This is a genomic window from Gammaproteobacteria bacterium (assembly GCA_034522055.1).
Lineage (GTDB): Bacteria > Pseudomonadota > Gammaproteobacteria > JAABTG01 > JAABTG01 > JAABTG01.
Genome location: JAXHLS010000006.1, coordinates 953,844 through 968,617 on the forward strand (window position 1 = coordinate 953,844; position 14,774 = coordinate 968,617).

Genomic DNA, 14,774 nt, shown 5'->3' on the forward strand with positions numbered 1-14,774 from the left:
GACCCTCATGCCTGCATGTGTCCTGCCCCCCTCCGGAAAGCGATCCAACGTGCGAAGTTCCGGAGTGTACGCACCTTTGCCGCGGGTTCAATGATCCAGGCCACGGCCGCGCCACGCTCGAATCGACATCCCCTCTTTCACCATGCGGGCTCGTCCCGCGATCTCCCTTTGGTCATGCCGGGCTTCGACCCGGCATCCAGGGACTGTGGCAGAGGCGCCGGGGATCCCAAGACCACGTGGCCCTTCGTTTCTCTGCTCGAGGGCGGTACAGTGGCACACTGAATTTCACCCCATCCCCAAGGCCATGGACAGCGACACGAACACCGATTGCGAGGAGCGGATCCTCAAGCGGCTGGCGGCAGCGGGCGCCGACGGCCTGACCACTACGGATCTCAAGCTCCCGGGCGCCGGCACCATCAAGGGCAAGGCCTGCCGCGCCGTGCTGAGGCGGCTGCTGAAGGACAGCGCGGTGGGCAACCTGGGTTCACCCCAGCGGCCCCGCTACGTGGTGCCGGAGCACTTCAAGCCCCTGGAACTGACCTACGATCACCTCGAGTCCCGCAGCCGCGAGTCGGGGGTGCGCCTGCTTTCCAAGAGCGCCCTGGCCAAAGGGTTGAAGGGGGCAGGCCTGAAGAAGGTGGACGAGGCCCTGAAGCTGCTGGTGGCGGAGGGCGTCCTGCTGCGCCTCAAGTGGGCCAACAGCACCTTATATCTCCACGCGTCCACCCTGCCCGCCGCCCCATCGGCGCCGCGGGCCGCGGACAAGCCGGATCCGGCCGCCATCCACCGCGCCTACCGCGAGGCGGTGAACGCCTTCGGCTACCCGGATGTGTTGATCCACGAGGTGTATCTACGCCTCGGCGGCGAGCTGGAGGCCCTCAAGGGGGCCCTGCTGGAGGCCTGCCGCAGCGGCCGCGCCGTGGCCAGCATGGGCGACTGGTCCCTGTCCTCACCCGAGGAACGAGCCGCCGCCCTCTACATCGACGGCCATCCCCATCTGCGGATCCGGCTCATGGATTGATCGCGGGTGACGGACCTCCAGGAGCCCTTCATCGACCCCTTCGCGGACGATATCGTCAACGATCCGCGGGGGGTGGACTATTCGGTGCCCGGCCTCAATGAGGCCGCGGCCAATAGCGTCATTGCTGCCATCGATGCCCTGCGCCATGACCCGCGCCCGCGCATTCATACCCGCTCGCCCAAGGCCCTGCTGGTGCTCTCCCCGCGCGCCGGCTTCGGCAAGTCCCACCTCATCGGCACCCTGTTCAAGCGCCTGAGCGGCCGCGCCACCCTGGTGAACATCCGGCCCTTCGAGGACACCGACACGCGCTGGAAGTCCATCCTCATGCGCCTGGTGCAGGAGCTGACCTTTCCCGACCGCCATACCGCCGCCGGCGACGCCACCGGGGCCGATCAACTGGAACTCTTCGCCCACGGCGCCCTGAGCCAGGTGGTGGCCGATATGCTCGAGGCCATCGGCGGCAACGCCCGGACCATCGCCGTCCTGCGCCGCCCGGCCTCGGAGCTCGTCGCCCTCCGGGACCATGGGCCCTGGCTCGGCTATCTGCGCCGGAACATGGACAACCGCGGCTGGCTCGGCCAGGTGGCGCAACGCCTCGCCCGCAGCGGAATGCGCCTCAACGCCGCCCCGGTGACCTGGCTCAGGGTGTTGTACCGCTATGCCTACGGCGACGACTGGGAGCTCCGGCAGGCCTGCCTGGACTGGCTCCAGTGCGAGCCCATCGACGAGGAACTGGCCGACGCTATCGGCATCAAGGCCGCGGACCGGGGACGCGTGGATGCAAGCGCCGGCCACTTGAACGATAGGGCCAAGGCGCGGGTCCTGGACCTGTGCCGGCTGGCGGGTTTCTATCGCCCCTTCCTCATCTGCTTCGACCAGACCGAGACCTACGGCAAGTCGCCGGAGCTGGCGCGGGCCCTGGGCACGGTGATAACGGACCTCACCGACGAGGCCGTCAACCAGCTCACCCTGCTCACCGCCAACGTGGACCCCTGGGAGAAGCGCCTCCGCTTGCACTGGGAGGAAGCGAGCCGCGACCGCCTCGCCATGCCTTACCTGTTCCTGGAGGGCGTCACCATCCCCCAGGCGCGGGAGCTGGCGGCCCACCGCCTCGCCGTCTTCGACCTGCCCGAGGCGAGGCGCCGGGCCTTCTGGGGCGACGGCCGATGGCTCGAAGGCCTGTCCCGCGACAACCCCCAGATGAGCGTGCGCATGTTCCTCAACGCCTGCTCCCGGCGCTGGCACCACGGGGCCGATGCCGCCGCGCCGGACCCGGATGCCGGCCGGGTGCCGCTGCAGACCCTATTCGAACGCTACGTGGACGAGGTGTCCGCCAAGCCCAGACGCCTGGTGTACGACCGCGACGCCTTCTATTGGCTGGTGAACGAGCTGGCCCGTGGAGTGGCGGGGATAAGCGTGGACAGGGTGAGGGCAAAATCCGGCGAGCAGCTGCCACGCTGGCGCCATGACGAGACCCGGTTCGTGTTCGGCTTCGAGTCCGGCAACCACTGGAAACGCTGGCACACCATCGCCCGCACGGCCATGGCGGGCGCCGGCCGACACCGCGTGCTGGTGTACCCGCGCACGCCGGAACTGCCACGGATCCCCAAGCCTACCTGGAAGGTGGCGCAGGCCGACATCGAGCAGGCCAGGCGCTCGTCACTCCTGATACTGGAGCTGGATCGCCGCGTGCTGGTGCGTCTCTATGCCGCCCACGAGTTCCACGCCGATGCCCTGCAGGGTGACATCGAATGGTCTCCCGAAGAGGTGGCCGACTTCCTGCGCCACGCCCTGGATGATTTCTGGCAGTCCATCCTCGGCTGGCCACGGCAGGCGCCTGGGGAGGCGCCGCAACCGGAGTCCCCGCCACCGCCCACCGGCGAGCTGCAGCGCGCGCTGGTGAACATCATGCGGGCGAAGAAGTTCCTCAGTCTCGAAGAGGTCATCGAACGCCTGCCCGGTGCCCCGGACCGCGAGGCGGTGCTGGGGATCTGCGGCGAGACCGCCCGCATCAAGGTCCACACCCATCCCAACATGACGGTGCTGCAATGGCAGAGCGCAGGCTGACTGTCACCCAGCTCAAGCACGCCGTACTGGACCCCCAATGGCGGGCCCGCTGGCTGGCCGGCGGCCAACCACCCACCCTGACCTTCCCGCCCCCCGGCAGCGGCCCGCCGGTGAAGGGCGCCCTGTTCCACCGCTTGGCGGAGGACTTCACCCACTGGCTGTGCCACGGGCGCGCCCGCAAGACGGCCCAGGGACTCGCCACCGCCGAGGCCCTGTGGCACGAGTTCTACCGCCGTTTCGCCGAGGCGCGCCTCGGCGAGCTGGCGGAGGCGGGCCAGGTGGAATCCGCCCATCACCTGAGCGCCTGCCTGCGGGTCTTCTGCACCCGCCTGGCCGAACTGCGCGCCACCATCGAGGGCTTCTCCCACTGGCAGGACCTGTTCCTCGGCGAGGAGCTGGCAGTGGACTGCACGGACATCGCCGGCACCGGCCTGTGCGTCTCCGGCCGGGTGGATGCCGTGCGCCGCGACCCCAGCCACGGCGTGGTGGTGGTGGACTACAAGCTCTCCAGAGGTGCCGAGACCAAGCACGACCTGGTGCAACTGGCCATCTATGGCCACCTGCTGGAGGCCAGCCGGCCGGGGCTCGATTTCACCGGCCTGCTGGAATACTACGAGCCCGAGCTTACGGTGCTGGAGGTGAGCCCCGCCGATCTGCGGGACCTGTTCGGCCAGATGGTGCTGCCGGTGGCCGCCGAGCTGGGACGCCCGCCTCCCGGTCACTCTCCCGCCCCGGAGCCCGCACCCGCCACCCCCGTGCCCGATACCCCTGTGCCCGATACCCCTGCAGCGGATGCCGCGGGTGGCGAGACGGACCACTCGGCCCGCATCGCCGAGACCTTCGCCGCCTTCAGACTGGCGGTGGATGTCATGGGCCGTACCAGCGCGCCGCAACTGGTGCGCTACCGGGTGCGCCCCGCCGCGGGCGTCAAGGTGGTGTCCCTGGCCAACCGTGCCGAGGACCTGCAGGTGAGCCTCGCCCTGCCCAGCCCGCCGCGTATCGAACCCGCCCGCGGCTACGTCACCATCGACGTGCCCAAGGCCGTGCCGGACACCGTGCTGTGGCGGGACATCCAGGCCGCCCCCGAGCTGGCGGACCACCCCAGCCGGGTGGCCTTCCCCATCGGCCTCGGCGTCGAGGGCACGCCCCTCATGGCCGACTTCGCCGATCCCAAGACCTGCCACATGCTGGTGGCCGGCACCTCGGGCAGCGGCAAGAGCGAGTTCCTGCGGTCCATGGCCGCCTCCCTGCTGCAACGCAACGCGCCGGCCTCCCTGAACCTCACCCTCATCGACCCCAAGATCCTCTCCTTCCGCGACCTCGAAGGCTGCCCCCATCTCACCGGCCCCGTCATCAGCAACCCGGGCGACGCCGTCGCCGGCCTGGAGCAGGCGGTGAAGGACATGGACCAGCGTTACCGCCGCCTCGCCGACGAAGGCTACAGCAACCTGGGGGAACGCATCGCCACCGGACACACGGACCTGCCCTTCCATGTCATGGTGTTCGACGAGTTCGCCGATCTGATCCTGGCCGGGCGCCAGGAGAAGGCCGTATTCGAGAGCCTGGTGGCCCGCCTGGCCGCCAAGGGTCGCGCCGCCGGCATCCACCTGGTGCTGGCCACCCAGCGCCCCGACAAGGGCATCGTCACCGGCACCATCAAGGCCAACCTGCCCCTGCGCGTCTGCCTCAAGGTCACCAGCGCCGTCAACTCCCAGATCATCCTCGACGAGCCCGGCGGCGAGGCCCTGGTGGGCCGCGGCGACCTGCTGTGCGACCGCGGCCACGGCATCGAGCGCGCCCAGTCGGCCTTCCTCCCCGCAGCAGACATGAGACGCCTCGTGGCCACCCTGCAGGCCTGAAACCAACCCCCGCCGCCCCGTCATGCCAGGCCCCATCGAGAATCTGCCTAACCATGTCCTGCCCGATTTGACCCGGCATCCACCCCTTCATCGTCATGCCGGGCTTGACCCGATATCCAGGGCGGCGGGCTCAAGAGCCGGGACGGTGCCTCTGGCTCACGCGGGTGCGTCAGCCCTGGATTACTCGCTACGCTCGCCCTTCGGGCCGCCCTGCGGGCCGCCCTGCGGGCGTTCAACGCTGCGCTTTTGTCTGGCGTTCGCCAGAATGACGGGTTGGGGTCGGAATGACGGGTTGGGGTCGGAATGACGCAGTGGTAGCGCAGATCAGTACAAGCGGAACTGCGCCGCACCCAGGGACAGGTACTCCCGGGGACGGCAGGTGAGGATGAGCACCTGGTGGCGGCGGGCGGAGCGGGACAGCAGGGCCTTCATGGTCTCGAAACGGGTCTCGTCGGCGTAGACCAGGGCGTCGTCGAGGATGACGGGGGGTGACTCGCCCTCCTCCGCCAGCAGGTCCGCGAAGGCCAGGCGGGTGAGGATGGCGAGTTGTTCCCGGGCGCCGATGCTGAGTTGCTCGAACCCCTCCTCGTAATCGCGGGCCAGCCCCGCCATCTCGAGGGCGTCGCCCATCACCGGCCGGGCGCCCGGGAACACTGCGTCCAGATAGGGCTGGAGGTGGCCCAGCAGGGGCTGGAGATAAACCTCCCGGGCATTGAGGGCGGCCTCTTCCAGGGCCTCCGCCACCAGCCGCACCGCGGTGGCCTCGCGCTCGAGGGCGCGGTGGCGGCGTTCGGCCTCGGCGGCCTGGCGCTCCAGCTCCGCCGCCTGCTCCGCCAGCCCCTGCTGGCCGAGGGCGCGCAGGGCGGCACGCAACTGGCCCTGGCGGCCCTCGAGTTCCCGCAACTGTTTTTCCGTCTCTTCCACCGCCCGCCGGGCATCCTCCAGCCCCCGCTGCACCGCCCCGGGATCCAGGGCGGCCACCGCGCCGCGGGCCTGCTCCAGGGCCTCGCCGGCGGCGTCCCGGGCGGCGCGCTGTTCCGTGACCCGCCGTGCCAGCTCCGCGTCCGCCACCTGGCCGCGCTCGCCGGCCAGGCGTTTGTCTGCCCGCTCGGCCTGGGCGTTCAGTTCCCTGAGGCGGCCGCGGATCCCGGTGAGTTCGTCCCGCACCCCCTGGACCCGCCGGGCCTGCTCGCCATGGCGGCCCTCGGCGGCGGCGGCGGCCTGCTCCGCCTCTTCCAAGGCGAGGCGCGCGGCCTCGCGGGCGCGACGCAGGTCGTCGAGCCCGCCGTCCGGGTCCTCCATCACGGCCGGCAGGCCCTCGAGGGCCGCCATCACATCGGCGAGGCGTGACTCCAGGGCCTCCACGCCCTCCGGGGCATGGACCGCCACCAGCCGCTCCTGGTAGGCGACGGTGTTGCGCAGCTCCGCCTTGCGGGCCAACTCGCCTTCGGCGGTATAGAGATCCGCCACCCCCAGGGTCTCCAGCAGGCCGGCGCGCAGCTCGCGGGCCTGGGCCAGGGCTTGCTCCAGGGCCGGCAGATCGGAGCCGCCGGCACGGATGCCGATATACCCCACGCCTTCGAGTTCCAGCCCCGCCTGCCCGGTGACCCGGTACCCCTTCTCCAGGGGCACCGCATCGCCTCTGAGGCGGAACGGCACCGCCACGTCCACCGTCACCTCGGTGGCGGCGGCGGACAGCCGTTCCCCGGCCCGGGAGACGGCCTGCTCCGCCTCCCTCAGGGCGGCCAGGGTACCGGCATCGACGACGATGGAAGCGGCCTCACGGCGCGCCGCGGCGGCCGCCTGCCGGGCCTCCGCGGCACGCTCGCGCTGCTCCGCGAGCCGCCGCCGTTCTTCCTCGAGTTCCCGGCGCTGCACCAGCAGGCCGCGGCGCCGCTCCTCGCCGCGGGCCTCATCCCGCCGCTTCCTGGCCCCGTCGAGGGCGGCGCCGATCTCCGCCAGGGTGGTCTCCAGGGTGTGGAGTTCCGCCGCCATGGCCTCCTCCCGGCGCGCCAGCTCCGCGGCGTTGGCGCGGGCCTCCCGGGCCTCGGCCTCCAGGGCTTGGCGGGCGTCCCACCGGCCCTCCGCCTCCCGCAGGTGCAGGGCCGTGGTCTCCAGGCGGGTCTCGGCCTCCCGCAGCGCCTGCTGCAGCCTATCCAGCTCCCTGGCCCTGTCCTCGGCGGCGGCCAGCCGGCGCTGCATCTCCGCCAGGCGCTGCTCTTCCTGGAAGCCTTCCAGTTCCCGGGTCGTGCGTTCGAGCTGCAGGAGCTGATCGTCATAGCGGGCGAGCTGCTCCCGCACCATGGCCAACGCGTCCGCTCGCTCCTGGCTGGCCTCTGCGGCCTTCTTGAGTTCCTGGACCGGCTTGCCGCTGCGGCCCCAGTAACGGTCCCGCCAGTCGCCGAAGTGCTTCAGCAACTGCTGGCCGACGGCGCCCCCCAGCACCTCCCCCACGTCCTCCTCCAGCACCTCGCCCAAAGCGTGGCGGGCCCCCTCCGAGGGCGCCACCGGCGCGAAGGTGGTGCCCTGAGAGACCCACAACAGCCCCCACAGGCCATGGTGAGGGGTATCGCTGGCGCCCCGCCCAGGGCGCTCGAAGCCCAGCAGTTCCTGGAGGGCATCCTCGGCCGCCTCGTCCTCCAGCACCCGGCCGGGCCCCTCCAGGCGCGCCGCGGGCTTGAGGCAGAAGCGTTTCTTCAGCCGGTAGTCGTGCCCGCCGAGGTGAAAATCCACCTCGATCTCCGGCGCCACCTTGTGGCCCAGGGGCTGCATGGCGGCGGCCGCCTGGCCACTGAGGCCGTGGCGATCGAAGAAGGCGCTGCGCAGGGCCTGCAGCAGAGTGGACTTGCCCTCCTCGTTGTCGCCACCGATGACCGCCATGCCGGGGGGCAGCCCGACGATCTCCAGCGGCGCCACCAGCTTCCTGAAATTCTCCACCCGGAGGCGCTGGATATGCACCGTCAGCCCCCCTGGCGCCGCCGATACTCGGCGAACAGCATCTGCAGGGCATCGCCCGCGGTGGCCTCGCCGGCGTCACGGCGCCGGCGCAGGATGGCCGCGGCAGCGGCCACGAAGCCGCTGTCCTGGAGGGCCGCCAGGTCCGCCTCGGTGGCCGCCGTGGTGAGGGCCGCATCGTCCACGTCCAGGAAATGAAAGCGCGCCCGCCAGCGCTCCACGACCTCTTCGATGGCCACCCGCTCCGCCAGGCCCACCACGCCGGACAACAGCAGGGCCACGACGTGGCGATCAAAGGGCTCCCCCAGGACCTGCAGGCGATCCTCCAGCACCGCCAGGTCACCGCCATCGCCCAGGCGATGCTCCAGGGTGTGCCAGTGGAAGCGAGTGGTGGCCACCGTCTCCACCCGCGGCTCAACCCCCGGGGCATCCAGGTCCACCACCAGGGCATGGCCCGGGGCGCGGCTGCGGAAGCGATCCGTCTCCGGGGTGCCGGCGTACCAGGTGCGCCCATCCACCCGCAGGGTGCCGTGCCAGTCCCCCAGGGCCAGGTAGTCCAGCCCCGCCGTGCCGGCACGGGTGCGCTCGATGGGGTTGTGGCGTGCCGCCTCGGCCGGCAGGAAGTCCGTGACGCTGCCGTGGGCCAGGCCCACCCGGACGATCTCCGGCGGGGTCTCGGCCGCGGCGAACCAGGCCGTGAGATCCGCCGGTTCGTGACGGCGCTGGAGAGGGGCCGGCAGGATGGCCAGCGCCATGCCGGGCAGGTGGAGGGGTTCGGGCGTGAGGGCGAAATGCACGTTGGCAGGGCGCGCGCCCAGGGCCTCCAGGCGCGTCCACACGCTCTCTGCCAGGGTGGCGTCGTGGTTGCCCGGCAGCAGCACCCAGGGGCCGGCGAAGCCCCGCAGCCGCTCCATCACCCGGCGCAGGGTCTCGTCCGACACCGTCTGGGCATCGAACACATCGCCGGCCACCAGCACCGCGTCCACGGCCAGCTCGGTGGCCAGGGCCGCCAGCCGGCCCACGGTCTCCAGGCGCTGGTTGCGCAGGGCCGCCCCCTTGTCCCCGGGCACGGTGCCGAAGCCCTTGCCGATCTGCCAGTCGGCGGTATGGAGGAGCCTCACGCCCATGAAAAGGGCCCCCGGCGCCGGCACGGCCGCGTCATCCCTGCGCCGCCGTTGCCGGGGCCTTGTATAGTGACTTCTACCATGGACTCATACTCGCAGGCTGGGCGCCGTTCATCTAGGCTTAGGGCCATCAACCCGTCGCCGGAACCGCCCATGACCTCGTCCGCCGAGCGCACCGCCAGCTACCAAGACATCATCGCCCTGCCCGAGAACCTGGTGGGCGAGATCCTCCACGGCCAGCTGCACACCCATCCCCGTCCCGCGCCACGACACAGCCGGGCCTACTCGGCATTGGGGTACACCCTCGGCAGCCCATTCGATGGTGGACACGGAGGCCCGGGGGGCTGGTGGATCCTCGACGAGCCGGAGCTGCACCTGGGCCCAGACGTGGTGGTCCCGGACCTGGCGGGCTGGCGCCGCGCGCGTATGCCGGAACTCCCCACCACCGCCTGGTTCGAACTCGCACCCGACTGGGCCTGCGAGATCCTCTCCCCCTCCACGGCCCGCATCGACCGCGCCGTGAAGATGCCCCTGTATGCCCGCGAGGGCGTACAACACCTGTGGCTGGTGGACCCGGACGCCCGCACCCTGGAGGTCTACCGGCTCCAGCCCGACGGCCACTGGCTGCTGCATCGCACCCTCACCCAGGACGATGCGGTGAGCGAGCCGCCCTTCGAGGCCATCACCTTCGGGCTCGACGTGCTGTGGGCGTGATGGCGGCGGGCCCGGCCGATCCCGGCCGGCGCCCGATCATCGGCGCCTCAACCCGCCCCATCCAGGGCCCCGTCGGCCTGCGCCAGGAGTTGTTCGCCGCGGTCCAACAGCCCCCCGGCCTCTGCCCCTTCGGCCATGCCCCCGGCCTCCCGCAGGCGGGCCACCACGGCAGGGGTATCGGCGGCCAGCAGGCCCGTGGCCACCAGCGCCGACTCCACGACGGCGAGGCCGGGCGCACCATCGGCGTCGTGACCCTGCCAGTGGAGCAAGGCCCCGAGGGCGCCCTCCACGGCCTCGGCCATGGGCGCGACGGCCTCGACGGTAAAGCCCCCCTGATGGAGCAGCTGCGCCATCTCCCGTGGTCGCCGGCTGCGGGCCATGCGTTCGCGGGCCTCCCCGAGGCGGCGTGACGCCACCCTCTCGGGGGCCTCTTCCGGCGCGGCCTGGTAGAGGGGGGTGGCGTCGCCGGTGAGCTGCAGCACCCCCGCCTCCACCAGCCGTTCCACCGCCGCCAGGGTATCCCTGTCCAGCACCTGAATCTGGCGGGTGTCATCGGGCAGCTGTTCCTGGAGGCGGCGCTCCAGGGCGGCTTGGAGTTCATGGTCGCGGTCCCGGGTCACCACCAGCACGGTGCGGCGGCCCGCCTGATCATGGACATCCATGCGCTCCACGCCGTCACCGGCCGCGGCCAGCACCGTCTCCCGCAGCCGCTCCATGGGATCGGCGCTGGCGAGGGCGGGCGCTCCCCCATCTCCCGCCATCAGGGCATCGAGGCGTTCCAGAAAGGCGGCACGACCCGACGGCAGCGCCATCTCCCGTTCGCCCCGGCCGTCCACCACGCCGGCGGCGAGGGCGCGCTTCTGTTCCAGCAGGCCGAGCATACGGTGCTCGATGGTATGCTCGGACACCAGGTTGATCACCTGCACCGGGCGCTTCTGATGCTTGCGCCAGGCGCGGGCGATGCGCTGCTCCAGCTTCGCCGGATTCCACGGCAGGTCCAGGTTGATGACCACGTCGGCGGCCTGCAGATTGAGTCCCACGGAGCCGGAATCGGTGGACAGGAACAGCCGGCACTCCGGGTCCTCCTTGAAGCGGCGGATCTCGGCTCGCCGGCGCGGCTGGGGCACCTTGCCCGTATGCCAGGCGTGGCCCAGGCCCCGGGCGGCGGCGTGCTCCCGCACCAGTTCCAGCATGCGCTCCCATTCCGAGAACACCAGGACCTTGTGATCGCCGTCCGCCATGAGGTCCCCGAGGATGGCCTCGAGTTCCTTCAGCTTAGGGGAGACGCGGGTCTCACGGTCGAGGATATAGGGCGTGTCGCACAGCATCCGCATGCACGCCAGGTACCCTTGCAGGCGTTCCATCTCCTCCTTCTTGAGGGGCCGCTTGCGGGCCGCGGCGGACAGGCGGGCCACCTTGGCCTGGTACTCCTCGTAGGGCCCGGTCTGTTCCTCGTGCATGGGGACGAAGTAGTGCCTGCACGAGAAACTCAAAAGAGTTTATTGATCAACGGCATAAGCTAATAATCGCGACGCGAAGAATGCGACGGTTCCGTTTGCTGGATTGCAAGATAAATCTGTAACGCATTGATCTGCATTGATATAATGGCGGCGTAACCGGTGAGGGCCGGACGGTACAGGCGCACAAGGCCCTTGAGAGACGCAATCTTCGCCAGGATGAAATTCGTATGCGCAAGGTGATCGAGCCGCAAATGCAGATCGGCGAGCAGGACATCGGCGCGATTTGGCTCGATCCCAAATCGCGCGATGACATCCCGCAGCTCCTGCGGGGACTGCAGCACATCTACACCACGCCCGCGTTGCGCGAGCGGGTTTTCGCGATCCTTGAAGAGGTGCGCCCGGTACGTGATAGCGAGGCAGAAAATGTCCTGGTGGCCCCTAACGCCGGTCGGCCGGGGATGTCGCAGTGGAAGATCCTGGTGCTTGGCGTACTGCGCCTGGGGCTCAGTGCCGACTACGACAGGGTCCGGGAACTGGCCAACGAGCACAACACGATCCGCCAGTTCCTCGGGCACGGCGACTGGACCGACACCTATCTCTACCCGATGCAGACGCTACGGGATAATCTGCGCCTGTTCACCCCGGAGCTCCTGGACCGGATCAATCAAGAGGTGGTGCGTGCGGGGCACAAGGCGCTAAAAAAAAACCTAGAAGAAGGGCTCGTCGGGCGCTGTGACTCGTTCGTGGTGGAGACCGATGTGCATTTCCCCACCGACATCAACTTGCTGCTCGACGCCATCCGTAAGGTCATCGATTTGAGCACCGAACTGGCCGAACTCCACGCGCTGCCCGGTTGGCGTCAGCATGCCCACCATCAGCGCCAGTTTAAGCGCCAGTACCGAATCGTCCAGCGGCTCAAACACTCCACCTCCAAGGACGAAGACAAGCGTCAAGCCAAACTGCAGGATATCGCCGAGGCCCACGGCACCTACCTGGAACTGGCCGAGGACCACCTGACCCGTGCCGAGCAGATCCGCCAGAAAGTGCCGGCCTCCTGTGCGCTGAGCGAGGGGCTGCTGCGCGAGCTTGATGAATTCATGACCCACGCCAATCGGCAGATCGATCAGATCCGCCGCCGCGTGCTCCAGGGCGAGCGCATCCCCCACAATGAGAAGGTCTTCTCGTTGTTCGAGCCCCACACCGAGTGGATCAGCAAGGGCAAGGCCGGGGTGCCGGTGGAGTTGGGGTTGCGGGTGTGCGTGATGGAGGACAGCGACCGTTTCATCCTGCACCACCAGGTGATGCAGATGTGCACCGATGATCAGGTGGCCGTACCGATGGTTGAGGAGACGAAGGAGCGATTTGCGCCACTGCGCGCTGTTAGCATGGACAAGGGCTTCCACAGTCCAGCCAACCAGGCGGCCTTGGCTGAGCGTCTGGAGCGGGTGGTCCTGCCGAAGAAGGGTCGTCTCTCTCAGGCCGACAAGGTGCGCGAGAGTGATGAGGAATTTCTGCGCCTGCGCCATCGCCATTCGGCGGTGGAGTCGGCCATCAATGCCCTGGAGGTTCATGGTCTGGACAAGTGTCCGGACCACGGCATCGAGGGCTTCAAGCGCTATGTGGCGCTGGCCGTGCTCGCACGCAACATTCACCGCCTTGGCGCGCTGCTGCGTCAGCAAGAACAAGAGCGGGAGCGGCGAAGGCGCGGCCCCTACCGAAAGGCTGCCTGAGCAGCGCTCCGAAGCCGATACCGCGCCACGCGGACAGGAGAGGAGCGTCTGCACATCACCATCAATGCGAAGCATTCGCATTGGATGACGCCACGCATCTCAAAACAGTCGCCAAGGTGGAACACCGGCCATCAGTACCTGAGTGTCACGCTGGGAATTTGCCGGGAAATACGGGTTTTCGTGCAGGCACGAAGTAGGTGTTGATAGTGCGTCCCGGCAACTGCCCCTCCACCTCGTCCTTGCGCCGGCGCAGCATGACGGGGCGCAGCCGCTCGTGAAGTTGGTCGAGGTTTTGGTAGCCGATGGCCCGCCCCTTGTCGTCCAACTGATAGAAGTCGCGGTTGAAGCGGAACAGCGGGCCGAAGATGTGGGGATCGAGAAACTCCGCGATGGAATAGATCTCGTCGATACGGTTCTCCACCGGGGTGCCGGTGAGGACGAAGGCATAGGGACTCTGCAGGCTCTTCACCGCCGCCGCGGTGCGCGTCTGCCAGTTCTTGATGCGCTGGGCCTCGTCGAGGATGACCACATCCGGGGCCAGGATGGTGTTGATGGCCGTCACGTCGGGGCGGATCTGCTCGTAGTTGGCGAGGTAGAAGAATGCCGGGGCCGCGTACTCGCGCTCCCGCTCGGCCCGCGGCCCGTGGATGATGCGCGAAGGCAGGGTCGTGAACTTGGCGATCTGCTCCTCCCATTCGCCCTTCAGGGAGGCCGGCGACACCACCAGCACCCGCCGGATCCCGGCGCTGCGGCGCAACAGCTCGCAGGCCGCCACCGCCTGCACCGTCTTGCCCAGACCCATCTCGTCCGCCAGCAGGGCGCGGCCGGTGAGGGCCAGGTGCAGCATGCCCTCCTGCTGGTAGGGATAGAGGGCATGGTGCACCAGGTTGAGGTCGAGCCTGCCCGCCGCGATCTCCGCCTCCACGTGTTGGCGGTGGCGGCGCCGCTCCTCGCACCGATCCTGCTCTTCGAGCCAGGCGCGCAGGGCCGGCGAGATGCGGATGCGGCGGCGAGTCGCCGGATGGGCAGCGTCCACCGCCCGCAGCAGGGCGGGCAGGGTATCGAGGGGGTTGCCGGCGAGGATACCGTCCCCGCCATCGTACCCGGCAAGCAAGGCGCCGGCCCGGGAGCGGCCCTTGTCATGGGGTGCTTCCAGATGCACCCGTTGGTCCCGCCGGTCGAGGTATACCTCGAACCACGGGCTCCCCGCGGCGGCGGCCCGGACGAAGGCGCGACGCTGGCGGCTGCCAAGCCACTGCAGCACGGCCTCCACATGCTTGCAGGTACCGAGCCCGTTGACGCGGTGATCGGCGCAGTCGCAACTGTTGACCAGTGCCCCCAGGGAGCGGATCTCCACCCGATAGGCCTTGGCCCCCGATTGGACCCGGAAGTCCCCAAAGAAGGGATCGGCGCCGTCCACCGGCTCGATGGCCATGGGCTCCTGCTCGGCCCGCAGGCGCCGCCGCTCCACCTCGTCGGCGTCGGTGGTCAGCCATCCCGTGGGCCGGGGGCGTGCGCGCGGAGTCTTCGACTTCCTGGTCGTCCTGGGCCTGGTCTTGGGCGTAGTCCTGGGCATGACGTTAGACGTCCTCGTCCTGTGCGATACGGGGCATGGCCATGGGGTGTCCACGATGGCCGGGGCCGAAAAGCGCGGGCAACGCTAGCACGCCCCCCCGACGCGGGCAAATAGCCCGCGCATACCTGCTCAAGTTGCAGCTCTGCAAGACCCAGACGTACCAGCCCCACGACCGCGAGCAACGTCAGCGCGTAGGTTGGGGTGAGGAACGAACCCCAACATGACCATGAATTCGACCAAAAATCGTTGGGGTTCGCAAGCTCACCCC

General features: G+C 69.5%; 9 protein-coding genes. 5 read left to right on the plus strand and 4 right to left on the minus strand.

The genetic code is table 11. The annotated features are described in order from the left end of the window. The first annotated feature begins 304 nt into the window (after nt 1-304). From U5S82_23205 to U5S82_23215, 3 genes are read left to right on the plus strand one after another with little or no spacing between them, the layout of a single operon-like run. Nucleotides 305-1,021, plus strand: a complete 717-nt coding sequence (locus U5S82_23205; protein ID MDZ7754474.1) for a hypothetical protein — start codon at nt 305-307, stop codon at nt 1,019-1,021. Between the two features lie 6 nt (nt 1,022-1,027). Continuing rightward, nucleotides 1,028-3,088, plus strand: a complete 2,061-nt coding sequence (locus tag U5S82_23210; protein MDZ7754475.1) for a hypothetical protein — start codon at nt 1,028-1,030, stop codon at nt 3,086-3,088. Continuing rightward, nucleotides 3,070-4,947, plus strand: a complete 1,878-nt coding sequence (locus tag U5S82_23215; protein MDZ7754476.1) for a DNA translocase FtsK — start codon at nt 3,070-3,072, stop codon at nt 4,945-4,947. The genes U5S82_23210 and U5S82_23215 overlap by 19 nt, the downstream gene beginning before the upstream one ends. A gap of 324 nt (nt 4,948-5,271) precedes the next feature. Here the strand turns inward: U5S82_23215 and U5S82_23220 are convergent, their stop codons facing one another. Both U5S82_23220 and U5S82_23225 read right to left on the minus strand, forming a co-directional pair. Then, nucleotides 5,272-7,905: an AAA family ATPase gene (locus tag U5S82_23220; protein MDZ7754477.1), complete on the minus strand. Its 2,634-nt coding sequence runs from the start codon at nt 7,903-7,905 to the stop codon at nt 5,272-5,274. 2 nt (nt 7,906-7,907) lie between these two features. Further along, nucleotides 7,908-9,029, minus strand: a complete 1,122-nt coding sequence (locus tag U5S82_23225) for a DNA repair exonuclease (GenBank protein ID MDZ7754478.1) — start codon at nt 9,027-9,029, stop codon at nt 7,908-7,910. A 150-nt stretch (nt 9,030-9,179) separates the two neighbouring features. Here U5S82_23225 and U5S82_23230 point away from each other — a divergent pair, with 150 nt between their 5' ends. Then, the gene (locus U5S82_23230; GenBank protein MDZ7754479.1) at nt 9,180-9,740 is read left to right on the plus strand and encodes a Uma2 family endonuclease; all 561 of its coding nucleotides are present in this window, start codon (nt 9,180-9,182) and stop codon (nt 9,738-9,740) included. 47 nt (nt 9,741-9,787) lie between these two features. Here U5S82_23230 and U5S82_23235 read toward each other — a convergent pair whose 3' ends face one another. Then, entirely contained in the window at nt 9,788-11,200 is a 1,413-nt protein-coding gene (locus U5S82_23235; protein MDZ7754480.1) for a C-terminal helicase domain-containing protein, read from the minus strand. Between the two features lie 227 nt (nt 11,201-11,427). Here U5S82_23235 and U5S82_23240 point away from each other — a divergent pair, with 227 nt between their 5' ends. Continuing rightward, complete coding sequence (locus U5S82_23240; GenBank protein ID MDZ7754481.1) at nt 11,428-12,930, plus strand: ISNCY family transposase; 1,503 nt, start codon at nt 11,428-11,430, stop codon at nt 12,928-12,930. A gap of 145 nt (nt 12,931-13,075) precedes the next feature. On the opposite strand, the gene U5S82_23245 is transcribed toward U5S82_23240, so the two are convergent. Then, on the minus strand, nt 13,076-14,506 hold the full coding sequence (locus U5S82_23245; GenBank protein ID MDZ7754482.1) for an SNF2-related protein: 1,431 nt from the start codon (nt 14,504-14,506) through the stop codon (nt 13,076-13,078). Nucleotides 14,507-14,774 lie beyond the last annotated feature (268 nt).